Raw genomic sequence first — 24,186 nt, 5'->3', positions numbered from 1 at the left:
TCTATGCTCAGCAGAAATGTTAAGTAGATAAAACTGTATTTGCTGTCTATATCCTTAACCATAAGAATAACTATGGGGGTAAAAACGATAGATAACAATGCGATACATACGTTGTTAGACGAAGCTTTTATAATAAAATCTCAAATGACATCGAATATATATGAGACATCAATGCTAGCAGATGAAAATAACCAGCCTCCCAGACCTTCTTTTTTCAGTCGTTTACTAAGCCTATTGATTAAGGCTACCGTATTGCTGGCACTATTATTTATCTTCGATAAGCTACTACCCAGTATCAGTCAACAAACGCAATCATTTGTGGTTGCCAAATGGCAGCAATTGAGTCTATTGCAACAAGAGCTACCGACAGAAAACAGCTTGCCCAGTCCACTACCAGAACGAAACCTGACAGACACTTGGGGCGCAGCACGTAGTCAAAGCCGCTCCCACGAGGGTATCGATATCTTTGCGCCGCGCAATACTCCCGTGCAGTCGACCACACAAGGCGTAGTAAGCAAAGTTGGTGAGAACACCTTGGGTGGGCGCGTAGTCGTGGTAGTAGGACCTGGTGGCGCAGGACATTACTACGCTCATCTAGAGGACTATGCTGATATCTCCCCCAATGACTGGGTCAATCAGGGCGACGTTATAGGTTATGTGGGTGATAGCGGTAATGCAAAAGGAACACCGACACATGTACACTATGGTATCTATATTAATGGCAGTGCGGTCAACCCTTATCCACTTTTGCAAAAGGATTAACGAATACAGAAAAGTATATCGTTGTCCCGAGCTGAAGTAGTCCTAAGTTTGCATTAATCACAAAACTGAAGCCGAAAAACCAACGCTAATACAGACTAGAAATCGTATTAATTGGCAGTAACGGATCTGACGTAATTTGAGGGAAATACCACACTAAATGTCGATCCTTCCCCTTCTACTGAATCGATTTGCAATTGCGCTTCGTGCTGGTGCAATACGTGCTTTACAATTGCTAATCCCAATCCTGTACCACCTGTTGCACGGCTGCGACCTTTGTCAATACGATAGAAACGCTCTGTCAAACGGGCGATATGCTCTGACGCAATACCGATCCCATCATCTTCGACCGCGAAACGGCAGCCATCAGACGTCCTTGTCCAACTGATAGTGATATTCCCACCCTTTGGCGTATATTTGATTGCATTGATTACCAAATTTGATAGCGCACTATTCAAGTACATCTCTGACCCGTACAGCCCATCGTACGTATCTATATGCAAATGAATGATGTGTTTATATGCTTGGTTGTAGGCCTGTGCATCATCGTAGATATTGGTCAGTAGCTTAGTCATATCTATATAATGCAGCTCGTGTGACTCTTCGATTTCAATCTTAGACAGTAGCAGTAAGTCGTTCACAATTCTGTTCATACGGGCAGTTTGCTGCGTCATCAGCTCAAAACCGCGACGCCATTGCGGCGGCATATCTGGCTGATCGGAGAAATTTTCCAGATAGCCCATCATCACAGTTAATGGTGTTCTAAGCTCATGCGAGACATTCGCCACAAAATCCTGACGCATTTGCTCTAAGTGCCGCAGGCGGGTCACATCATATACAAACAGCAATTTTTCATCACCGAAAGGCGTTAGTTCGCACTTTAAGTAGCGACTAGGATCTCGCCATGATTCTATATGGACGCCGTCGTTAGGTATCGTTGTACCTTCATAATACTGGCGGAACTCAGGTACAGTGATAAAGTCAAAGATGTTCTGACCTTTATCTTCTGGCTGTAGCAGCAATAAATCTTGTGCCGCCTGATTCCACCATTCTAGTCCATCATGATTGTTGAGCAAAATCACTGCATCGCGCAAGGCTCGTAGTGCACTGCCGATTTTTTTGAGTTGCTCCGCTGTGCTTTGAGTAGATATTTGCTCTAGTAGAGCTGATTGCTCACTTTGTGCTGGCGCTATCTTGTCCATTTTTTATCCTTACCACTATGCGCGGCCTTTATATCGCTGCGGCATTATTTGTACAAGATTAACTTGGCTCAATCAGGCTAGAAAATCGGTAGCCTGTTCCACGTACCGTCTGTATCAATGTATCACAGTCATAAGGTCGCAGTAATTTACGTAGACGTTTGATATGCACATCGATGGTTCGGTCTTCGATATATACATTGCCGCCCCATACCTGATCGAGTAGCTGCGTTCGTGTATAGGCGCGCTCAGGATGACTCATGAAAAATGCCAATAGGCGATACTCTGTAGGCCCAACATCAACGATTTTACCTGCAGCTGTCACGCGCTGACTCTTGGTATCTAAACTTAACTGTCCAATTTCGATAGGTTTATCGCTACTCATAGCACTACTGCGGCGTAGTACGGCTTTGATTCTAGAAATCAGCTCACGCGTCGAAAAAGGCTTAGTCATATAATCATCTGCGCCTGCATCTAAACCATGCACCTTACTGTCTTCTTCACTTTTTGCTGTTAGCATAATGACTGGTATTTCAGAGAGTAGCTCATCGTTTTTTAGCATACGACAAAAATCCACACCACTCTTGTCACCCGGCAACATCCAATCTAACAGTATCAGTGACGGTCTATGATCGACCACTTGCTGATGCGCCTCTGACACGTCAGCCGCTTGCAAGCTATCAAACCCAGCCATCTCTAGCGTCATGACAACCATTTCACGAATCGCAGGCTCATCTTCAACAATCAAAATTTGCTCATTATACATAGGACATTCTCGGTGTTAGAGGACAAAATCTAGCATGTAAAAAGGCGATATATACTCACCAGTCTCTACCTATTAAACGGATTAATTATGACAGCTTGATGACACTCTAAAATCAGATTTCTAGTAAAAAATTGAGCGGCCCATCATTGACGCTCGACACTTGCATATCAGCACCAAACTGACCAGTTGCCACGTTCGGGTGCTTAGTTTTGGCATAGTCGACCAGTTGTTCAAATAACGCTTGCGCCACAGCAGGTGCCATCGCACCACCAAAGTCTGGTCGGCGACCTTTGTCTGTTTTTGCCATCAAGGTAAATTGCGAGACCAATAATAGCCCACCACCAATCTGTTGGACGTTTTTATCCAGTTTACCAAATTTGGCCGGATCATCGTCATTTTCAAAAATGCGATAAGTCAGTATTTTGTCAATCATACGCTGGGCAGCGGCGAAATCGTCTTCATGCCCTAAGCCAATATATGCCAATACCCCATGCTCAATCTCGCCAATACACTGCTGATCGACGACCACACTAGCGTGTTTCACCCGTTGTATGAGTGCTTTCATTTACTAATTCCTTAACAGATTATGGCCATACAATAATATGCTGTCCATGATAAAATACCGTCATTAACTTAACTATTATTAGGGCGTGTTTGATATTCACAAATAGGTACTGCGGATCGCTAAAACTGTTCCAGACAAGGCGTAAAACGACGATAATGCTCATGCCTTATCTAGATTTACAACGTAGTATGGCGCAATTTTAGCCACTGTCAGTGCCATGGTCGAATTTCCAACACGCCCCTATTACATTACACCTTATTTTGGTAGCCTTATTATGAATGTATTTACCACCTTACAACAGCTTGTGCCGCAGCAAAAGCTCAGTAAAGTCGCTGGACGTTTGGCCGCCAGTCGTCATCCTTATGTCAAACGCACCTTTATCCGTAGCTTCGCCAAAGCTTATAATATCAGCTTAGACGAGTACGAACGCCAAAGCCTCAACGCTTATGAAAGTTTTAATGACTTTTTTACCCGCGAGTTAAAAGAAGATGCTCGTACTATCGACGCCACTGCAAATGGTATCGTGAGCCCTGCAGACGGTATTATCTCTCAGCTAGGACAAATCGAAGACCATAAACTACTACAAGCCAAAGGGCGTCACTATGATGTCGGCCAATTGCTTGCTGACAGTGAAGACGGCAGTTATTTCGCTGATGGTAGTTTTGCAACTATCTACTTAGCACCTAGCAATTATCACCGTGTGCATATGCCGTTTACTGGCACATTGACCAAGACTCGCTATGTGCCTGGTACACTGTTCTCGGTAAATAATACTACGGCGGCTAACGTGCCAGACTTGTTTGCGCGTAATGAGCGTCTAGTCTGTATGTTTGATACCAAGTATGGCAAAGCAGCTGTCGTAATGGTTGGTGCTATGATCGTCGCTGGTATTGAAACCGTCGCCACTGGCAAAATCACCCGCACGGATGATATACAGGAAGCGGATCACGATATGCAGTTTGCTGCAGGCGAAGAGCTTGGACGCTTCTATCTAGGCTCAACGGCTATTGTAGTATTACCAAAAGCAGCGAAGGCTGACTGGCTAGATAGTATGCAAGCCAACAGCGTCGTGCAAATGGGTCAATTGCTAGGAATGGCAAACGCTCAATAGCATACCTGTATAAAAACACTTAAAATATCAGCCCAGTTAAGCGTAGATCATAGTGCTTAATTGGGCTTTTTTTATGCCTGTTACTTATACAGACTTACGCGTCAATTAACCAGCCTTGCTGAGTTGCGTATGCAATATTACGTGAGAGCCAATCATGGATAGGAGGAAAGCTATCTTTGATAAATGCATGCGCACCCGCCACTTGCGAGCGCGTAACGCCAAGCTCAACCCACGTTTTACCGTTGGTATTTAGATTGAGTAAAAACGGCAATAAGCGGTCGACCACTCTGAGCAGCTGACTCTCTTTGCTACTTCCTGTTTCCTGCGCTTCCCAAACCTCGCTTAAATCACTAATGCCATTGCCTCGCTCACGTTGCAATCTGGCAATGCCTGCGCGCTCTTCGACGTGTGCATCAATACGCGTATCGGCATACAAGAAAGTATCGCCGGCATCAATCTCACCTAAATCATGGACCAGTGCCATCTTCAGTAATTTTTCATGATTGACATCTAGCGCAAATAATTCAGCAATCGACCAACAGGCCATCGCTAAATGCCAAGAGTGTTCGGCAGAGTTTTCTTTGCGAGTAGTCTGTGTCACATAGCTGCGGCGATTCACGCGTTTGAGCGCATCTAACTCTAATAAGAAATGAGTGACATCATCGATATCGATATGTGAAGTAGATTCGGAATGAGTGAGTGACATAGAGCTGGCTTGCGACATTGATTTTCTCTGGCTTTCTCTAGTTATTGGTTTAATGCTTATAAGTTCTGGCAATTTTAAGTTTCATTGCTCAAGATATTATAGTTAGTTTGATATCAAACAATGGTTAAAAGACTATTACCGTTATCAAAAAAATAGCGCTTATTTTACCAAGCGCTATCTATTATAAATCAGAAGATAAATAGTTGAATTGATTCCCTATTTATCCAAGTCTTTAAGCAACTAAAGCTTAACCACCTATTTAATCAAATTAATAATGGTTTTGAACGCAGGATCTTCACTGCTACGGCATAGCTCAAACAAGATTGATTCGACAGTACTAATCACCCCACCTGCACGGCGAATACGGCGTATGGCTTGCTTTTTGTCATAAGGAAAACGGGAACCCACCGCATCCCCAATGATGACAGGCTGCATACCATTATCCAATAAATCTAGTGCCGTTTGCATGATACAGACATGAGCTTCAGCACCAAAAAGCAATACGGTACTACGGTTCTGCTGCGCTAAATGGTGCCATGAATCATTGTTGTCGCAAGCACTAAAGGTAACCTTTTCAAAGCTCTTGGCATTATCTCCTTCGAGTACGTCGCGCAGCTCTGGCAAGGTATCGCCCAAGCCTTTTTTATATTGTTCATTGAGCATGATTGGAATATTGAGCGCTTGCAGCCCTTTAATCAAGGTAACGGTTTTTTTGACAATGTTTTCGTGGTCATAGATATGCGGCGTTAAGCGCTCTTGCACATCGACAATCATTGCTTGGGTATTCTCACGAGCGATTCGATAGGTGCGATCATTAATCATAGTAGACATAGTACACTCCTTGTACGGCTGACAGTTGCAACTAAAAACTATTTTAGAATTATCATAAACAGTGCCATGGTTCATCTTTCTCTTATTTAGTCATAGTTTCATGAATGCGTCAATGGAGATAATTTTTAATCGCCGTAATACTGTGTTTTTCGACTCTGTGATCTATTAATTGGCTAACTATTAATTTTACCCATAAAAAAACCTCTAGCCGTTATGACTAGAGGTTTTTCGTTAGCGAGTAGCTACTTATTAAGTGTTCAAATAATCTTGTTTATATAAATAAGATTAAACACGCTCAATAATAGTAGCGATACCTTGGCCAAGACCGATACACATTGTCGCTAGACCGATTTCAGTATCTGACTGCTCCATTGCGTTTAGCAATGTTACCGTGATACGAGCACCTGAACATCCTAATGGATGACCTAGAGCAATGGCACCACCGTTGATGTTAACGATGTCTTGCTTGTCAGATAGGTTCAGACCTTTTAATACCGATAGACCTTGAGCAGCAAATGCTTCGTTTAGCTCGATGGTTTGCATGTCATCGATGCTCATGCCAGCACGCTTCAATGCTTTTTGGGTAGCAGGTACAGGACCATAACCCATGATAGCAGCATCACAACCAGCAACAGCCATACTACGGATACGGGCACGTGGCTTCAGACCTAGATCTTTGGCTTTTTGTGCGCTCATTACTAGCATCGCTGACGCACCGTCAGATAATGCAGATGAGGTTGCCGCTGTTACTGTACCGCCTTTTGGATCAAACGCTGGACGTAGCTTTTGCATTTGCTCCATGGTCGCATCTGGACGAATTACTTCATCAACCGTACATAGTTGCAGACGACCAGCAGCATCATGACCTTCGATACCGATGATTTCATTGTCAAAACGACCTTCAGTAGTTGCAGCCCATGCACGACGATGTGACTCAAGACCAAACGCGTCTTGCTCTTCGCGCGTGATGTTGTTCATACGACCTAGCATTTCAGCAGTCAAGCCCATCATGTTTGACGCTTTTGCATAATGCTTAGAAGCAGCAGGGTTCAAATCAACACCGTGCATCATGCCTACGTGACCCATGTGCTCAACACCACCGATGATGAATACATCACCTTGGTTGGTCATGATTTGTGCAGCAGCAGTATGTAGCGCCTGCATAGAAGAACCACATAGACGGTTAACCGTTTGGCCACCAGCAGTCTTTGGGATACCAGCTAGCAAACCGATGTTACGACCGATGTTCAGGCCTTGCTCTAGCGTCTGGTTGACACAACCCCAGATAATGTCTTCGATATCATTGGTATCAAAGTCATTACGTTCTACTAGCGCACGTACTAGTTCCGCTGACATACTATCAGCACGTACATGACGGAACATACCATTTTTGGTTTTGCCCATTGCCGAGCGTACGCCATCTACGATGACCACATCTTTTGGACTTAAAGTTGTCATACCATATTCCTTTTCAATTTTTATTGTCAGTGTAGTCAGCCCAATTTACGACTATTACCTTGTCAATCCCGCTCAAAGTACAATAGGTACATTTGCGCTTGATTCCCTCGTACTAGCATTAAACTGAACCAACTATGATCGTACGTTCGCTATTGGAGACGATTCATGTCTCAATTGCTTTTATGCAAAATAGCAAACGTACTGCACTTCATCCTAGTAATGACTGACTATTACGCTGTTGCGTAAAAAGTCTCGCCTGCGGCTGCCATGTCGCGAATCTTTTGTGGCGCTTCATAAGCTTTGCCAAGATGTGCGTATTTTTCACATAGTGCCAAGTAGTTATCTAGACCCATTTGATCAATATAACGGCAAGGACCACCACGGAATGGAGGGAAACCAACGCCCATAATCATAGCCATATCAGCTTCAGATGGCGTACTCACGATGTTGTCTTCTAAGCAGCGTACTGTTTCATTACAGAAGGCTAACATAGTGCGGTCGATGATCGCTTGATCATCAAACTCTTGTTTTTCACTGTCTGTTGTGGTTTTTAGCAGCTCATAAGTGGCTTCATCAGCAACTTTCTTTGGCTTGCCGCGCTTGTCCATTTCATACTTATAGAAACCAACACCGTTTTTCTGACCTAGACGCTCGTTCTCATATAGATACTGAATCGCACCTTTATAATCAGGCTTCATACGATCTGGGAAACCATCTGCCATCACTGCTGCGCCATGTACACCTGTATCTAGACCGACCACGTCGATTAGGTATGCAGGGCCCATTGGCCAGCCGAATTTTTCCATAACTTTATCGACATGAGCAAAGTCAGCACCTTGCTTCAGTAGCAAGTCAAACGCACCAAAGTATGGGAACAATACACGGTTTACCAAGAAACCTGGGCAGTCATTCACAACTACTGGCACTTTACCCATTTTAGAAGCAAGTGCAACGGTAGTCGCGATAGCTTCTTCAGATGATTTCTCACCGCGGATAACTTCTACCAATGGCATACGGTGTACTGGGTTGAAGAAATGCATACCAACGAAGTTTTCTGGACGCTCAAGCGCTTCTGCTAGGAACGTAATAGAGATAGTCGAGGTGTTTGACGCTAGGATACAGTCGTCTTTTACTAGACCTTCTACTTCTTTAAGTACCGCACGCTTCACGTTTGGATTTTCTACAACAGCTTCGATTACGATATCAGTCTCAGCAAAGTCGCCGTAGTTCAAAGTAGGACGGATACGGCTTAAGGTTTCACCCATTTTTGCTGGGGTCATCTTGCCGCGTTCTACCATTTTGCCAAGCAGTTTGCTCGCTTCGCCCATACCAAGGTCTAATTGCTCAGACTTGATATCTTTCATGATGATTGGCAAGCCTTTGCTGGCTGCTTGATAAGCAATACCGCCACCCATGATACCAGCGCCTAGTACAGCGGCTTCGCTGATGTCGTGTGCTTGCTTGCTGTGTTTTTTGGCCAGTTTTTTGACTAGCTGATCGTTTAAGAATAGACCAACCAAGCTTTCTGCTTGTGGTGTCTTAGCGGCTTTTGCAAAACCAGCCGCTTCTACTTCGATTGCTTTGTCACGTGATAAATTAACGTGCTTTTCAATCGTTTCGATAGCGATTGCTGGTGCTGGGTATTGCTTAGGATTGGCTTTAGCGAAAATAGCACCTTTGGCACTGTTGAAGGCCATCGCTTGCTCAAGCTGGTTTAGCTTAACTGGAGCCAGCTTTTCTTCACGTTTTGCTTTCCAATCAAGCTCACCTGAGATACATTTTTTGACTAGATCAATCGCTGCATCTTGCAAGTCATCAGCAGGTACAGTCGCATCAACCAAGCCTAGCTTCAATGCTGCTAATGCTTTCTTTGGGCTACCAGTCGCGATCAGCTCAAGTGCGTTATCGATACCGATGATACGCGTACTACGAACCGTACCGCCGAAACCTGGGAAGATACCTAGCTGAGTTTCTGGCAAACCGATGATGGCTTTGTCACTCATGACACGGTATTCACAAACCAAAGTCATTTCACAACCGCCGCCCATTGCCGCGCCATTGATAGCCGCAACTTTAGGGAATGGTAGGTCTTCAAAACGATTGAACGCGTCATTAACATGAACGACCCAATCTTTGATCTCGCTTTCTGATTTTTTGAAAGAACCGACGAATTCTGTGATATCAGCACCAGCGATAAATACGCCTTTGGCTGAAGTAACGATAAGACCTTTTACGTTGTCGGCTTTTTCTAACGCACTAACTGCTTCACCAAACTGTTTGTTGGTTTCGGCATCAAATTTGTTCACGCTCTCATTTTCGGCGTTGTACTGCATATTGGCGATGCCATCCTCTAGCATTGTCACCGTGATGCGATTTCCTTGGTATACCATTTGAAACTCCTTTCTATATAACGAAAGCTACGTTTTGAATTAAAATAAATAGCCAGTTACTGTTAGTAAAATGGGTAATAGCACTGTGCGCTTGTCATGTTATAAAGACAAACATATAACCAGCTCACAAGTGAAGATGTCTTTATTATCCAGCGTTCATCATGATGCACGTATTTTGCGTCTCTTGCATGACATCATATGACGCTTCATTTATATACTGCTGTTGCAGGTACTGATGTTCAAAATATTGACTGAGATTTGGTCTAACACTCGGTATCGACGATTGAACATCCTGAGAAAAAACCCAGTAGGGTCACCATCAGACCATTTTCACGTCAATTAGTGTAGGGGATTATGCCCCTAACTGTCACAAGCTAATACCATACTCGCAAGTCACTCTTAAATCACTTGCAGGCATTTACCTTACGCTAAAAGTGTTTTAGTGAATAAATGTATACTGAATTGTTAATTTAGATTTATTTCGTGTTGTTGACTTCATGCATACCATCTTTGGAACGACAGTCCGTTAGCGCTACTTAATAAGTGCCAATTGATCGATGCTACTTGGTCAGTGCTAGTATTCAGTACCATTTTTCTACGGTAATAAGATTAACGTGCCAGCCTAGCTTGCTCTTTTATCAGAACATATTCAACCAGAGAGTGACATCATCCATCGGTAACGAAATCTTGTCGTTATATTGCAGCTAAGATTGCACTGTTTTTAAATAAACTTCGGTAGAAAAACGCAAAAAACAATCAATTGATACCGTGTGTCACATAAGCGATAAGACCTATCATGCTACACTAATAGCGTTTTTTCCTTATCCCTAATAAGTTTTACTGTATCTCTGATAAATGGTTGGATTATGACTGTTTCCCTTACTTCTAGCACTACCTCTACTGGCTTCATCCCTTTTAACTTTGTCTCTTTTCAAAGCACTGAGCAATTCCATGGTGCTGTGCGTGCCCAATTAGCGCAAGATATCGAGGTCTTGTTTGCTTATGCCAAGCTGCCTAGCCCACTGGTTGATGCTTGCCGTTATGTCATGACTGGGCAAGGTAAGCTCGTTCGTCCACTGATGGTGGCTAGCGCTTTTGCCAGTGTTAATAGCAGCAATAATGAACGTACAGACGAGCCTAATGACGACATTGATGACATCGATACTCTCGATGCTGATCTGGACGCGCTACTAGAAAATGACTCAGACTATGATATGTCGCGCCGTGCTGCATTGGCGGTGGAACTGCTACATACCTACTCATTGGTGCATGATGATTTGCCCTGTATGGATGACGACGAGCTGCGCCGTGGGCAGCCGACTGCGCATATCGCCTTTGATGAAGCGACGGCTCTGCTGGCAGGAGATGTATTGCAGACACTAGCGTTTGAAGTGTTAACTGCAGAGATGCCAACCTTTGCGCCATTCGATGCAAATATCGCAAGTCAGCTTATGGCAATATTTGCGCCGCGCGCCAGACGCATGGTATCAGGTCAAATGCTAGACCTCAATGCCGAAGCCAGTGCCAATATCGCGCAGGATGATTTAGAAGCCATTCACCGTGATAAGACAGGGGCGTTGATAGAAGCGGCGATGCTCATGGGCGGCGTCTGTGCTGGTGCAACGGCTCCACAGCGCATGGCACTACAAGAGTGCGCGCAACATATCGGTCTGGCCTTTCAGGTCCAAGACGATGTGCTAGACGTCACCATGACGACTGATACGCTTGGTAAGCCTGCGGGTAGCGATGAAAAACTAGACAAATCTACCTACGTAAAACTGATGGGTGTCGATAATGCCACCAGTTATGCGCAATCTCTATTTAATGACGGACGTGCAGCCATTTCTCATGGACTAAGTAATCGTGAGCTCAGCGACAATGAAAATACCATTGGTACAGATAATGATGCGCTACTGGCACTGATTGAATGGCTCTGGTCGCGTAAAAAGTAGCTTGTCGAATAGCAGTCGAAAGTAGATATCTTAGTAAATTTCATTATTCAAAACGGCAGTGAGTGGTCAACATGGACAGTTCCCCTACCCCGCGCATTTACCTCGGCACTGGTGGCTATAGCGATACCGATTTGCTCGGTACGCTGTATCCCACCGGCACCAAAAAGACCGATTTCTTACGTGAATATGCCAAGCAATATGGCGCAGTCGAAATCAACAGCACGTTTTATGCGCCCATCGGGCAAAAAGCCTTTGCTGGGATGGTTGATAAAGCTTATGTACAAACTGAAAGCGAGTTGAAGTTCGCCGTCAAATTGCATCAAGACTTTACTCATGCACGTAAAGGCACTGCTGAGCATGCACAAGCATTTCTAAATGCCTTATCACCGCTTATCGAAGCGAATGCTTTAGCGCCATTATTGCTTCAGTTCCCGCATGGCTTTGATCGTACTCGTGAGCATCGTCTCTATCTGGCTAATCTCGTCAGTTGGTTTAAAGACTATCCACTCGCCATTGAATTTCGTCATAACGGCTGGCATACCCCGCAAGTGGTCGATAGCTTTCGGCAGCAAGGACTCATTTGGTGTAGTGTTGATTACCCCAAGGTTAGCGGATTACCGCCGTCACGGTTGATATTCACTGAACGCACTGGCTATCTACGTATGCATGGCAATAATCTAAACTGGTGGGATGCGATGAGCGCGGCTGATCGCCATGATTATCGCTATAGTGAGTCGGAGATGCAGGACTGGGCACAAGCGATTGCCAACCAGCGTCAGCATTTTGATACGCTCTATATTTTCTTTCAAAATACCGTCAATGCGCATGCTTATTATAATATTGCGATGCTGCGAGAAGCGTTGAGTAAGTTTGGGTTTGAGGTTTTGTAACTAAGAGAGTAACCAATCATGCAAAAGTATCAAGAAACAACGAACGACATCGTATCAGCTATCAAGCAGTTCACTCGCTCGATCGATTCTAGCAACGATTATAGAGGAGATATGTCCTCACTGATTCAAGTAACTTCAAATCTGAAGTTGATAAATTTAGATTATTGGGAGCGGCTCATTCGTAGCGAACTTGATACCAATTTGCACTTTGCTACTCGTTCAAAATGGCAGCTTTGGTTTAAACCAAACGTGAAATTAACTTGGTTAGGTATCGTTAATGGAGATGGATATAAGCGAGAAAAGAGTTTACTCGCGCTATCAGGTGGCGCACCAAATGCTTTCTTTTTTGCTTTAGTTGTGCGCAGGTTAAATGACTGGGTACCACAAGTTCGTAAAGCTGCAATTAAGATACTTCCGTCATTGCTCAGAAGTACGAAACCTGAATACGTTGCTGAAGTACTGTGCATGCTTCTACTTAATTGGCATTCGTGGGGCAAAATTGAAGAAGCTGACAATCAAATGTTTTTAGATATGATTGCCACAGAGGAAATGGCCCTACTGCTTAAATCTCATTTAATATCCTCTACATCAGGACCAATGCCATCGTTACTTTCACAAATTGGTCGTACAGATATTCTCGATAACTATCTCGACGAAGTTGCTAGCGATGCTGTCCAACCTTACGTTAGATCAAAAGCGTATCGCAGCCTATTTGAAAGTCGTATGACGTGGGTTAAAGGACGAGAATGGCAATGGATTGATAAAGCATATGGTAAAAGAAAGCTGATACCCATTATTGCTGAAAGGAAAATTGACGTGCAACCGCCTTTTCTGGAACTATTAAATAGAGCAGCTACTGATCGCTCTCCTATTGTAAGACAAGTTTCAGCAGAATTTCTTATAAGAAATATTGAGAAACTAGGCATTCAATCTAGAATTTTTGCAGAAAAATTTGCAGCTGACAAATCTGCTAACGTAGCAGAGCAAGGTAAATTTATCCTAAGAAAGCTGGATGAAAAAGCTTTAGACAATAATATAAATAATTAATCAAACCAAAAAGGCTAGTACCCATGACAACACTAAATAATAAAGTCGCGATTGTAACTGGTTCATCAAAAGGCATCGGTGCACAGATAGCTATATTACTTGCGGCAGCAGGTGCCAAAACAATTATTAACTATGCAAATGATGACGCAGCAGCCAATGATATCGTAAGCCAGATTAAATCAGCAGGCGGTGAAGCTATCGCTGTGCAAGCCGATGTCAGTAATGCCAAACAAGTCGAAGCAATGTTTGATGCCACTATCAGCGCGTTTGGTAAGCCAGATATTCTGGTCAATAGCGCAGGTATAATGATTAATAAACCCATTGCCGAGACTACCGATGAAGACTTTGACCGTATATTTGCTATCAATGTAAAAGGCACGTTCAATACATTGCGTGAAGCTGCGACTAAACTCAATGACGGTGGTCGTGTCGTAAATCTCTCAAGCACAACCACTCGCATGCTGCTACCTAGTTACGGCACCTACTGTGCGACCAAAGGCGCGGTCGATCAGCTGACCCGTATATTTGCCAAAGAAGTCGGCGCGCGTAACATCACGGTCAATGCAGTATCTCCCGGCCCTACTGACACTGAACTATTTCATCAAGGTAAATCGGATGACACGGTAGAGAGACTTGCTAGCATGTCACCGTTTAACCGTATCGGTGAGCCAGTCGATATCGCTCGTGTGGTAGCATTTTTAGTCAGTGAAGAAGCAGCTTGGGTTACTGGACAAAATATCGGCGCAAACGGCGGTATCGCCTAATAGCGTAATAGCGTAATGGCGTAATGACGATACTCTATCAGAAATATGTTTTAATCAAATATCGAAATAGAAAGCTATTATAGAAAGTTATCACACAAAAAAAGGACACCTCGCGGTGTCCTCTTTTTTAATCAAATACTTGGTCGTTAAAGATTACTCTTCAACGCCAGCATCTTGACCTTTATATTTTGCGTTTGCGTAGTCCCAGTTCACTAGCTTGTCTAGGAACGTATCAACATAGTCAGGACGACGGTTACGGTAATCTACATAGTACGCGTGTTCCCATACATCACAAGTCAATACCGCTACTTGGTCATGTGCAAGTGGGGTGTCAGCGTTAGCAGTTTTGGCGATTGACAATTTGCCACCGACTTTATCAGCAACTAGCCATGCCCAACCTGAACCAAACTGAGTCAACGCTGCATTTTTGAACTCTTCACGGAACTTGTCGTAGCTACCGAAATCTTCTTCGATTTTTGCTTTTAGATCGCCAGTAGGTTCGCCGCCGCCGTTCGTTGGCGTCATGCAGTTCCAGTAGAACGTGTGGTTCCATACTTGAGCTGCTTGGTTGAACATACCTTGCTTGCTGTCATCTTTAGCAGTCGCTACGATGATTTCTGGCAATGTTTTGTCTTCTAGACCAGAACCTGGCAACATGTCTTTTAGCTTGTTTACATAAGCAGCATGATGCTTGTCATGATGATACTCTAGCGTTTCGGCACTGATATGTGGCTCTAGTGCGTCTTTTGCATATGGTAGGTCTGGTAAAGTAATGTTTGACATAATTATTTTATCCTTGCTGTTTAGCCGTTAGTTTATAAAAACTTGCTTATAGAAACTGAATTTTACGCTATTTTTACACCGCAAAAAACACTATAAAATAGCGGACTAAATTGGCTGAGTTTATTGTTTGAAATGAACTTTATCGCTTGATACACGGTACTGCTCAATACAATATCACGTATCATTATGAATCCAAAATTAACCTAGCGGTTACTTATTGCTATTATTCTTCGCCAAAAAGCCAAGTCTCTGACTTTATAGACTTTTATTAACTTAATATTCACAAGCTATAAGATATAATTCATTGTAGCTTGGTATCTATTATAGCAATAGTGACCAATAATATCAGTTACCAAATGTTATAGCCCGTACAATCTGTATAGCGATTGGTTATTTATTAAGCAGTAACCGCACTCCTTCCAAACTCATGCGTTATCATGATTAGTATAACTACTTCAATCGACAAACAATTTATCGGTTAACGCTATAAAAGATAAGTAAAACCTACTCAAATAATAACTCTTCATCATTTTCACATAACGGACTGACTCTATGAGCACCACTGATACCTCGTTAACTGCTACCCATCCGACATCTAGCAACCAATGGGTACTGGCTAGCAACAATAAAGGCAAATTGGCTGAGTTTAAACGGCTATTCGCTGAGGCAAATTTGGATGTGACGATCATCCCGCAAGGTCAGCTCGATATCGAAGATGCGATCGAGGATGGTTTAAGCTTTGTAGAAAACGCCATTATCAAAGCCCGTCATGCGAGCCGTATCAGTGGACTGCTTGCGATTGCTGATGATTCAGGACTGTGCGTGCCTGCACTAGGTAATGCGCCAGGTATCTACTCTGCTCGCTACGCTGGTGAGCACGGCAACGATAGTAAAAACAATGCCAAGCTCGTCGCTGACTTGCAACCTATCCGCGCAGCGAGTCCAGATGCTCCGATCAAAGGTATGTTTGTTTGCGTACTGGCAATGGTACGTCATGCTGATGATCCGTTACCAATCATCGCCCAAGGATTATGGCATGGCGAGATTTCAGAGACAGCGCATGGTGATGGTGGCTTTGGTTATGATCCACTGTTTTGGTTACCTGATTTACAAGCCAGTGCGGCTAGTCTAAGCGCTGCTGATAAAAACAGCATCAGCCATCGTAGTCAGGCAATCCAGCAGCTATTGGCGCAGCTACCTTTATAAGTACCTTATAGCTATTCTATCTATAGCTATCCGTAAGTGCGCTTAATGCTCATAATGCGCTTACAACCTTATCGCTGTTTTTTATCCGTTATCTTATTTATTGAATACGAATATGGTCAAATTTTTATATAAAATTAAGTCATACAAGAGCAAGCAACATAAGGAAACATGCCATCAAAGAGATAATTTTTACTTTAATAAACAGATAGATTATACTGTTCTACTTTTAAAATTTTGTTGAAATCCGTTATTTGGCTGTATAATTCACCAAAAAGCGTTATTATGCGGTGCATTAACGGTTTATTATCGATATTTGATAGCATGGACAACCTCAGCAGATTCACCTTTTGGTATCAGCGGCGATTGCTACTGGCACTGAATTTGACGTTGTGCGCTATCGCTATCCCCTATTTATTTCAACGGCAGCCCGTCGTACATGCCCGTAATTTGAGGCGCGGTCTGTCTATTACCATTTAACCCTAAGTACTATTTCATTAATCAAACGTACTACTTAATCCTAAAGGTGTAATTAACATGGCTACAGATTTACAAGTCACAACCAACAAGCTATCTAATAAAGAAACCCAGCTAACGGTTAAAGTGCCCGTTGAAAAAATTCAAAACAAAGTTGAAGGCCGTATTCGCCAAGTTGCGAAAACCGCCAAGATTGACGGTTTCCGTAAAGGTAACGTCCCTATGTCACACATCCGCTCTCAGTACGGTGCTGGCATTCAACAAGAAGTTATCAACGATGTAATCCGTGATACTGTATTTGAAGCGATCAAATCTGAAGACATCCGTGCTGTTGGCATGCCTAACATCGACGACGTAAAACTTGAAGACGATTTCTTGGTATATCAAGCCACTGTTGAAATCTTCCCAGAAGTTGACGTACAAGGTATCGATGAGATCGAAGTTGAGCGTCACACTGCACAAGTGAGTGAAGAAGACGTTGACACCATGATCGAAAACCTACAAAAGCAACGTGAAGAGTTCGTTGAGAAAAAGGGCATGGCTGCGAAAGACAACCAAGTGACTTTTGACTTTGAAGGCTCTATCGACGGCGAAAAATTCGAAGGCGGCTCTGCTGAAGACTTTAAACTAGTTATCGGTAGCAACCAAATGATTCCAGGTTTTGAAGCTGGTATCAAAGGCATGAAAGCTGGCGAAGAAAAAATCATCGACGTAACTTTCCCAGAAGATTACCAAGCTGAGAACCTAGCTGGTAAAGAAGCTCAGTTCAAAATCAACGTAAAATTGGTTGAAAAATCTAAGCTACCTGAAATCAACGAAGAGTTCCTTGAGCTATTCGGCGTAAAAGAAGGCGGCGTTGAGAAGTTGAAAGAAGACGTACGCAAAAACATGGAACGCGAAATCAAAAACGCTGCGCGTAGCCAAGTTAAACAAGCAACTTTTGACGCATTGCTAGAAAAGAACGAGTTTGACGTACCAAACGCTATGCTAGAGCAAGAAATCGAGCGTCAACGCAACATGATGATGCAACGTTTTTCTCAGCAGTTCGGCGCGAATGCTGATAGCTTCGATAAAGACATGCTGCCAAATGAGCTATTTGAAGAGCAAGCGCTACGTGCTGCCCGTCTTGGCATCATCGTTGCCCGTGTTATCGATACCAAAGGCTTAGAAGTAGATCAAGAGCGTGTAGAAACCTTCATCAAAGAAGCCGCTGAAAACTACGAAGATCCAGCAGAAGTAATCGAGTACTACACCAATGACAAGCAGCAGCGCGCTAACATTGAGTCTGTTGTACTAGAAGACCAAGTAGTAGATTACTTGATCGCTCAAGGTAAAGTAACTGACAAAGAAGTTAGCTACCAAGACTTGCTAGCGGCTCAGCAACAACAGCAGCAAGCAATGTAATTGATACGACAAGCTGTCTTTTTAGATATGCTGTAGTCAGTTATCAAAACTAAAATGCGCCCCCGACCTTTTGATCGGGGGCGCATTTTTTATGGCGTTCGTTAACTAGATAAAATCAGTCACAACTATCAACTTTACAAACATCGAATCTATAAACATCGTACTCGTACTATAAAGCGCGCCTTACACCAAAACAGGCGCAAATACGGCGCTCAATCCTAGCAACACTAGCCCGCGCTGTAACCATAAGCTATCACTAAAGCGTTGCTGCAACTGCTGACTAACCAGCGTACCAACTGCATATAATGCTAGCATCGTGACCATCATCCCTGCATAAAATCCCAGCTGACCACTCACGCCAGCATTTGCTGGTACTTCCAGCGCATGTGCCATGCCATGAAAGACGGCCAAACCACCAAAACCAAACAATGACACCTGCTGAATGCTTGGCGTGCGTGCTGTATGAGTCTGCGCAGAGAATGCTTCTTGTCTGCTTTTCTGGCTCATCAAGACCATAGCCAATACAACCACCGACAGTGATATCGCCACTTCAATCAGCCCAGATGATGTAGCAAATGCGATACCGCCAATCAGCACGCCAGCCGTGCCCAATATCGCACCTAATGACAACCCTGCCGTCAATGACATCATGCCTAAGCGCTGCTTTTGTAGACCATAAAACAACATGCCCATGCCTACTGCCAAAAACAGATGATCAAGGCCAGTGACTGGATGCATCAGTCCTGCTTGCAACGTACCCAAAAACAATGGCGCTTGCGTGGTAGTGGAGTGAATATGACCTGAATGCGCCTGCGCCAATGACGGCAGCATTAGCGATGTCATCATCACAGCCGAACCAGACACGATATGACGAGCTGAGAGCACTTGTGAGAAGCGAGAGTTTTCGATATGAAGACCTTTTGTATACTGTGTCATGCGGGTTTTCCTTATTCTTTATATTTTAATGGTAAAAGCTCATCTGCTCTTTAGGCAAGCATGCCATGTTCTTTAATAAAGGCGATAATCTCATTTAACCCATCGCCTGTTTTCATATTGCTAAATACAAAAGGTTTGTCGCCACGCATTTTTTTGGCATCGCGTTCCATCACTTCCAGCGAAGCACCAACCATTGGTGCAAGGTCGGTCTTATTGATAATCAACAAATCAGACTTGGTAATACCGGGGCCACCTTTACGAGGTATCTTATCGCCTGCAGAGACATCAATGACGTACAAGGTCAAATCAGACAACTCTGGGCTAAATGTCGCAGCTAGATTGTCGCCACCTGACTCAATGATAATCAACTCCAACCCTTCAAAAGTTGCTTGTAGCTCAGCAATCGCAGTCAGATTAATAGAAGCATCTTCGCGGATAGCCGTATGTGGACAGCCGCCCGTCTCTACACCGCGGATACGCTCAGCAGGCATGGCATCATTGCGGGTCAAAAACTCTGAATCTTCTTTGGTATAGATATCATTGGTCACCACTGCCATATTGACCGTATCACGCAGGTTTTGGCATAGCCTTAATGTCAAAGCAGTCTTACCACTACCAACTGGCCCACCAATACCAAGGCGTAAGCACGATAAGGCAGAAGACGGTTTCTGGCTATCGCTATCAGTCTGTACGTCTGATGCAGCGTGAGAGTTTTTTGGTTTGAGCGGAGTTAGAGACATATTGATTTCCTAAAACAGTTTGTATATTAATAAGTATAAATAGAAATAAAAGTACAGTTATGAGCGGAACAACCGACTGTATTGCTCCTCATGCATGCTTGAGAGAATAGCCAAATTGGGCAAGTTATTAGAGATATTAAGCGATTCATAGAGGTCTTGGCATAGCTGCTGACAGTCCGACTCTTCACTATTACCTACAGTATTGGCCGTGTTTGTCGACATAACTAGAGCATCAAAGACATGCTGTACATCATCGCTTAAAGCATCAACCTGAGCACCCAAATCGCTTTGTAATTGCCACAGAATACGCTGACCTGCCATCTGTCCTAGCGGCACTGTCTTCACAGCAGCGAGCACCATGTTCTCTAATTGCGCAAATCCATAAGTAGTCATTGACTGCGCTAGTGGCAGCTGCCAATGCTGAGCAATATGAGCAAATAGCGGCAAAAATCCATCTTCAGGTATTTCGACCGGTATGCCAAGACTCAGGACTTCGTTGAGCCAAGACACCATGGCTTGTGCCAACTGCTGCGACTCCAGTACAAACTCTTTACTCTCTAGGCCAGCGTGATAATCATGTGCTAAATTTGCTGCTAGCGCTTCATGACCTTGGCTGAGTGCGCACATTATCAGCCCTAATACAGGCAGCTCGTAGCCAACCACTGCAAGCGCTAGATAGTCCTGCATAAATGTAAGCGTACTGGCTTCATCAGAGACAACCCCAGACTCAATCGCTGACTCCACACCTTGCGAATAGGTATAGCTACCAATCGGCAAATTGCTCGATGCCAGCATCAGTAGCTGTCCAAGTTGGGCAGACTGAGTAGGCTGAGCACTGGTATTAATCATCATTTGAACGACCTACAGGCGCATCATGATGACTATGGCTATGTTGATGTCCGTGGCTGTGGCTTTCATCATGGCTATGACTTTCCTTATGACTATGAGAGTCACTATGCGAATGTGCATGGGAGTGAGAGTGGCCATGCGAATGCCCTTGACCCTTTTGATAAGCGCCTGTTTCGGGTTCGAATGGCACTGAGGTAGACTCGATATGTAGACCGAGGTTTTCTAACATTTGTGCAAGTACATGATCGTTTTCAAAGTACAGCGCATAGCCTGCCTCACCCTGATCAAAACTGTGGTCAAACATCAATGGCACATGACGATTGCCCAAATGATAAGCCCCTTTCATTAGTAGAAAGTCATTGTCAGCAGTCACCTTAGTCACCGCTTGCGGCTTGGCGATGACTTGCATCAACTCCCCTGATGCATTGATAAGGACGTCATCTCCTTTTAAGACGCCTGTACGAGGTAGGTCAACACCAACTGCCTCACCTGAAACAGTAATGGCTCTAAAGCGGGAATGCTGACGAGTATCAAAATCTAATAGCAGGTAATCATCGGCTTTATACTGTTCTACCAATTGTGCTTTTTGGACATCGCTAGGCGCACTTAGACGGGTATTAAATATTTTCATTATTATTCTCTGGCTGTTGTTGCTCAAACTATTGGTCAATAGTATTGATGATAAAAGTGTTGGGAATAAAGATATGATCTCACTCAAGAAACCAACTGATCATTGGCATACATGGTTTATGGCTCACTGTCCTAGAGAACCTATAAACGTGCATCATAAGCTCTAAAATAAAAAGTAACGCTGTGCCATGGGTAATACATCAGCTGGCTCACAGGTGAGTGTCTTACCATCAGCGCGTACTTCATAGGTCTCAGGATTGATATCCATATCTGGGCAGTAGCTGTTAAAGCGCATATCGCTTTTACGAATTTTACGGATGCCATGTACGGGCTGAATGACTTTGGTCAATTCAAGCTGCTTATCTACTTGTTTGTCGATCGCCGCTTGCGACATAAAGGTAATGCTGGTTTGGGCAACCGATTTTGGATATGTCGCAAACATAGGACGATAATGCACAGGCTGAGGAGTAGGAATAGAGGCATTAATATCGCCCATCGGTACCGCAGCGATGAGTCCACCTTTGATAATGCATTCAGGCTTTACCCCAAAAAACTTGGGCGACCATAGCACCATATCTGCCCATTTTCCCACTTCGATTGAGCCGACCATATCGCTAATACCGTGAGTAATCGCAGGGTTTATTGTATATTTTGCGATATAGCGTTTGATACGGAAGTTATCGTTGCCCGCGCTTTGGTCATAGTCTGTCAAAGTGATGTACTGCTTCTCATCTTCAATGATGGCCGTTGCATCTGGCGCTAGATGGCCACGTTGAACTTTCATTTTGTGCGCGGTTTGCCATGTACGGATGACTACTTCACCCACCCGTCCCATCGCTTGTGAATCGCTACTCATCATCGAGATGGCACCCAAATCATGCAAGATATCTTCTGCGGCAATGGTTTCTTGACGAATACGGCTTTCAGCAAAGGCCACATCTTCAGCAATAGCAGGACTTAGGTGATGACAAACCATCAGCATATCGAGATGCTCATCAATAGTATTGACGGTGTATGGGCGCGTTGGGTTGGTTGAAGATGGCAGCACATGCGACTCGCTAATAGCCTTTAGAATATCAGGCGCATGGCCACCACCTGCCCCTTCAGTATGAAAAGTATGGATACAGCGGTTTTTAAAAGCAGCGAGCGTACTTTCGAGATAGCCACTTTCATTTAAAGTATCGGTATGAATAGCTACTTGCACATCATAGTCGTCAGCGACACTCAAGCAGTTATCGATGGCTTGCGGGGTTGTACCCCAATCTTCATGTAGCTTTAGCCCTACGGCACCTGCTTCGATTTGTTCAGCGATGGGTTCTGGTACACTCACATTTCCTTTGCCCAGTAATCCGATATTCATGGGAATACTGTCCGTAGACTTTAGCATTGAGGCAATATGATAAGCCCCTGGCGTACAAGTAGTCGCGAGAGTTCCTTGAGCTGGCCCTGTGCCGCCGCCCAGCATCGTCGTAACTCCTGACATAAGCGCTGTCTCGCATTGCTGAGGTGCGATAAAGTGGATATGACTATCGACGCCACCTGCTGTCAGAATTTTACCTTCACCAGCTATAATCTCAGTAGCACCGCCAATCGCAATATCGATGGCAGGCTGGATATCAGGATTGCCCGCTTTTCCAATAGCACTGATACGACCATCTTTGATACCGATATCCGCTTTATAGATGCCTGTATAGTCAACGACCAATGCATTGGTAATAACCGTATCGGCAACTTCCGCACCCAGCAATTGTCCTTGTCCCATACCATCACGGATGACTTTACCACCGCCAAATTTAACTTCTTCACCTTTAATTTCAACAGGCTTGCTACTACTCTCACCACTTTGCGACGTATCTGCTTGATCAACAGCAGTATCTTTATGACTGGTTAAATCTGCTTCAACCTGTAGCCAAAGCTCGGTATCGGCAAGACGGACTTTATCGCCTGTTGTAGGACCAAAATGCTCAGCATAAATACGACGACTGACTCGCTTTTGCGAAGTAGTGGTTACCTTTTTATCAGTGACGCTCTCTGATGCTTTGTCTGGATGAGCTGCGCCCATGACACGCCCAGCAAAACCATATACATCTTGCTTGCCAGCGTATGCCACCAATTCCACTTCCCGCGATTGACCAGGCTCAAAACGTACAGCGGTGCCAGAGATAATATTTAGGCGAAACCCCCGAGTTTGCTCTCTGTCAAAACTCAAGGCATCATTGACTTCATAAAAGTGATAATGCGAGCCAATTTGGATAGGTCTATCACCAGTATTACTCACACTGATAGTCTGCACCTGTCGCCCTTGGTTTAAGATAATATCGCCATCTTGGATATGGTATTCGCCTGCTTGCATGGTAGCCGCCTTATTTTATAGTGAGCATTTCAGTGCTACAATAATGGTATACAGCGTTACACAATGGGATTATGTACTGTGACCAGTTTGGTGCCATCAGGAAAGGTCGCCTCGATTTGCACTTCATCTACCATCTCTGCGACACCTTCCATGACATCATCAGCAGACAAATACGTAGCACCCTCACTCATCAGCTCGGCAACTCTTTTACCATCTCGTGCGCCTTCCATCAGTAGCATACTGATATAAGCGATCGCTTCGGGATAATTGAGTTTAACACCGCGATTTTTGCGACGCTCAGCCACCATACCAGCGGTAAATAGCATGAGTTTATCTTTTTCTGTTGGGGTCAGGTGCATGATAATTCCTTGTT

22 protein-coding genes are annotated in these 24,186 nt (G+C 44.1%); 8 read left to right on the top strand and 14 right to left on the bottom strand.

The features are described from left to right. Nucleotides 1-171: 171 nt before the first annotated feature. Complete coding sequence (locus JMY00_RS08475; protein ID WP_201579842.1) at nt 172-762, top strand: M23 family metallopeptidase; 591 nt, start codon at nt 172-174, stop codon at nt 760-762. Nucleotides 763-869: 107 nt separating this feature from the next. Here JMY00_RS08475 and phoR read toward each other — a convergent pair whose 3' ends face one another. The 3 genes from phoR to dtd all read right to left on the bottom strand — a co-directional run bounded on the left by phoR (nt 870) and on the right by dtd (nt 3,289). Continuing rightward, nucleotides 870-1,961: a phosphate regulon sensor histidine kinase PhoR gene (phoR, locus tag JMY00_RS08470; protein ID WP_102093949.1), complete on the bottom strand. Its 1,092-nt coding sequence runs from the start codon at nt 1,959-1,961 to the stop codon at nt 870-872. 58 nt (nt 1,962-2,019) lie between these two features. Further along, nucleotides 2,020-2,724: a phosphate regulon transcriptional regulator PhoB gene (gene phoB, locus JMY00_RS08465; RefSeq protein WP_057761786.1), complete on the bottom strand. Its 705-nt coding sequence runs from the start codon at nt 2,722-2,724 to the stop codon at nt 2,020-2,022. 112 nt (nt 2,725-2,836) lie between these two features. After that, nucleotides 2,837-3,289, bottom strand: coding sequence for a D-aminoacyl-tRNA deacylase (dtd, locus tag JMY00_RS08460; RefSeq protein ID WP_201579841.1), 453 nt, complete (start codon nt 3,287-3,289; stop codon nt 2,837-2,839). A gap of 274 nt (nt 3,290-3,563) precedes the next feature. Here dtd and asd point away from each other — a divergent pair, with 274 nt between their 5' ends. Further along, nucleotides 3,564-4,400 carry an archaetidylserine decarboxylase gene (gene asd / locus JMY00_RS08455; protein ID WP_102093946.1) on the top strand — a complete coding sequence of 279 codons (837 nt, stop codon included), beginning with the start codon at nt 3,564-3,566 and terminating at the stop codon, nt 4,398-4,400. Between the two features lie 94 nt (nt 4,401-4,494). On the opposite strand, the gene JMY00_RS08450 is transcribed toward asd, so the two are convergent. From JMY00_RS08450 to fadB, 4 genes are all read right to left on the bottom strand, one after another. Next, entirely contained in the window at nt 4,495-5,106 is a 612-nt protein-coding gene (locus JMY00_RS08450) for an HD domain-containing protein (protein WP_240990705.1), read from the bottom strand. Between the two features lie 255 nt (nt 5,107-5,361). Beyond that, complete coding sequence (locus tag JMY00_RS08445; protein WP_101205330.1) at nt 5,362-5,937, bottom strand: isochorismatase family protein; 576 nt, start codon at nt 5,935-5,937, stop codon at nt 5,362-5,364. Nucleotides 5,938-6,222: 285 nt separating this feature from the next. Next, on the bottom strand, nt 6,223-7,395 hold the full coding sequence (gene fadA, locus JMY00_RS08440) for an acetyl-CoA C-acyltransferase FadA (protein ID WP_057761795.1): 1,173 nt from the start codon (nt 7,393-7,395) through the stop codon (nt 6,223-6,225). Nucleotides 7,396-7,625: 230 nt separating this feature from the next. Then, nucleotides 7,626-9,785 carry a fatty acid oxidation complex subunit alpha FadB gene (gene fadB, locus JMY00_RS08435; protein ID WP_201579839.1) on the bottom strand — a complete coding sequence of 720 codons (2,160 nt, stop codon included), beginning with the start codon at nt 9,783-9,785 and terminating at the stop codon, nt 7,626-7,628. Between the two features lie 866 nt (nt 9,786-10,651). On the opposite strand from fadB, the gene JMY00_RS08430 reads away from it, so the two are divergent. From JMY00_RS08430 to JMY00_RS08415, 4 genes are all read left to right on the top strand, one after another. Beyond that, complete coding sequence (locus JMY00_RS08430; RefSeq protein ID WP_201579838.1) at nt 10,652-11,737, top strand: polyprenyl synthetase family protein; 1,086 nt, start codon at nt 10,652-10,654, stop codon at nt 11,735-11,737. Between the two features lie 71 nt (nt 11,738-11,808). Beyond that, the gene (locus JMY00_RS08425; protein ID WP_201579837.1) at nt 11,809-12,627 is read left to right on the top strand and encodes a DUF72 domain-containing protein; all 819 of its coding nucleotides are present in this window, start codon (nt 11,809-11,811) and stop codon (nt 12,625-12,627) included. An 18-nt stretch (nt 12,628-12,645) separates the two neighbouring features. Then, a complete protein-coding gene (locus JMY00_RS08420; protein ID WP_201579836.1) occupies nt 12,646-13,674 on the top strand; it encodes a hypothetical protein in 1,029 nt (342 codons plus the stop codon). Nucleotides 13,675-13,697: 23 nt separating this feature from the next. Then, nucleotides 13,698-14,438 carry an SDR family oxidoreductase gene (locus JMY00_RS08415; protein WP_201579835.1) on the top strand — a complete coding sequence of 247 codons (741 nt, stop codon included), beginning with the start codon at nt 13,698-13,700 and terminating at the stop codon, nt 14,436-14,438. A gap of 153 nt (nt 14,439-14,591) precedes the next feature. Here JMY00_RS08415 and JMY00_RS08410 read toward each other — a convergent pair whose 3' ends face one another. Beyond that, on the bottom strand, nt 14,592-15,221 hold the full coding sequence (locus tag JMY00_RS08410; RefSeq protein ID WP_101205324.1) for a superoxide dismutase: 630 nt from the start codon (nt 15,219-15,221) through the stop codon (nt 14,592-14,594). A 552-nt stretch (nt 15,222-15,773) separates the two neighbouring features. Between JMY00_RS08410 and rdgB the strand changes: the two genes are divergently transcribed. Both rdgB and tig read left to right on the top strand, forming a co-directional pair. Beyond that, the gene (rdgB, locus tag JMY00_RS08405; RefSeq protein WP_201579834.1) at nt 15,774-16,427 is read left to right on the top strand and encodes an RdgB/HAM1 family non-canonical purine NTP pyrophosphatase; all 654 of its coding nucleotides are present in this window, start codon (nt 15,774-15,776) and stop codon (nt 16,425-16,427) included. A gap of 534 nt (nt 16,428-16,961) precedes the next feature. Beyond that, nucleotides 16,962-18,305, top strand: coding sequence for a trigger factor (gene tig, locus JMY00_RS08400; RefSeq protein WP_201579833.1), 1,344 nt, complete (start codon nt 16,962-16,964; stop codon nt 18,303-18,305). A 183-nt stretch (nt 18,306-18,488) separates the two neighbouring features. On the opposite strand, the gene JMY00_RS08395 is transcribed toward tig, so the two are convergent. From JMY00_RS08395 to ureA, 6 genes are all read right to left on the bottom strand, one after another. Continuing rightward, on the bottom strand, nt 18,489-19,241 hold the full coding sequence (locus JMY00_RS08395; RefSeq protein WP_201579832.1) for a HupE/UreJ family protein: 753 nt from the start codon (nt 19,239-19,241) through the stop codon (nt 18,489-18,491). A 50-nt stretch (nt 19,242-19,291) separates the two neighbouring features. Then, nucleotides 19,292-19,981, bottom strand: a complete 690-nt coding sequence (gene ureG, locus JMY00_RS08390) for an urease accessory protein UreG (protein ID WP_201579831.1) — start codon at nt 19,979-19,981, stop codon at nt 19,292-19,294. Nucleotides 19,982-20,038: 57 nt separating this feature from the next. Then, nucleotides 20,039-20,833, bottom strand: coding sequence for an urease accessory UreF family protein (locus JMY00_RS08385; protein WP_201579830.1), 795 nt, complete (start codon nt 20,831-20,833; stop codon nt 20,039-20,041). Beyond that, nucleotides 20,823-21,461, bottom strand: a complete 639-nt coding sequence (gene ureE / locus JMY00_RS08380) for an urease accessory protein UreE (RefSeq protein ID WP_201579829.1) — start codon at nt 21,459-21,461, stop codon at nt 20,823-20,825. Before ureE ends, JMY00_RS08385 begins: the two co-directional genes overlap by 11 nt. Before the next feature lie 162 nt (nt 21,462-21,623). Continuing rightward, a complete protein-coding gene (gene ureC / locus JMY00_RS08375) occupies nt 21,624-23,813 on the bottom strand; it encodes an urease subunit alpha (protein ID WP_201579828.1) in 2,190 nt (729 codons plus the stop codon). 56 nt (nt 23,814-23,869) lie between these two features. Further along, nucleotides 23,870-24,172 carry an urease subunit gamma gene (gene ureA / locus JMY00_RS08370; RefSeq protein WP_057761815.1) on the bottom strand — a complete coding sequence of 101 codons (303 nt, stop codon included), beginning with the start codon at nt 24,170-24,172 and terminating at the stop codon, nt 23,870-23,872. Between the last annotated feature and the right edge of the window lie 14 nt (nt 24,173-24,186).

It is taken from the genome of Psychrobacter sp. Pi2-52 (assembly GCF_904846705.1).
Taxonomy (GTDB): domain Bacteria; phylum Pseudomonadota; class Gammaproteobacteria; order Pseudomonadales; family Moraxellaceae; genus Psychrobacter.
Note: the sequence above shows the minus strand (reverse complement) of the source record. Positions and strands in the feature narration are given on the sequence as shown.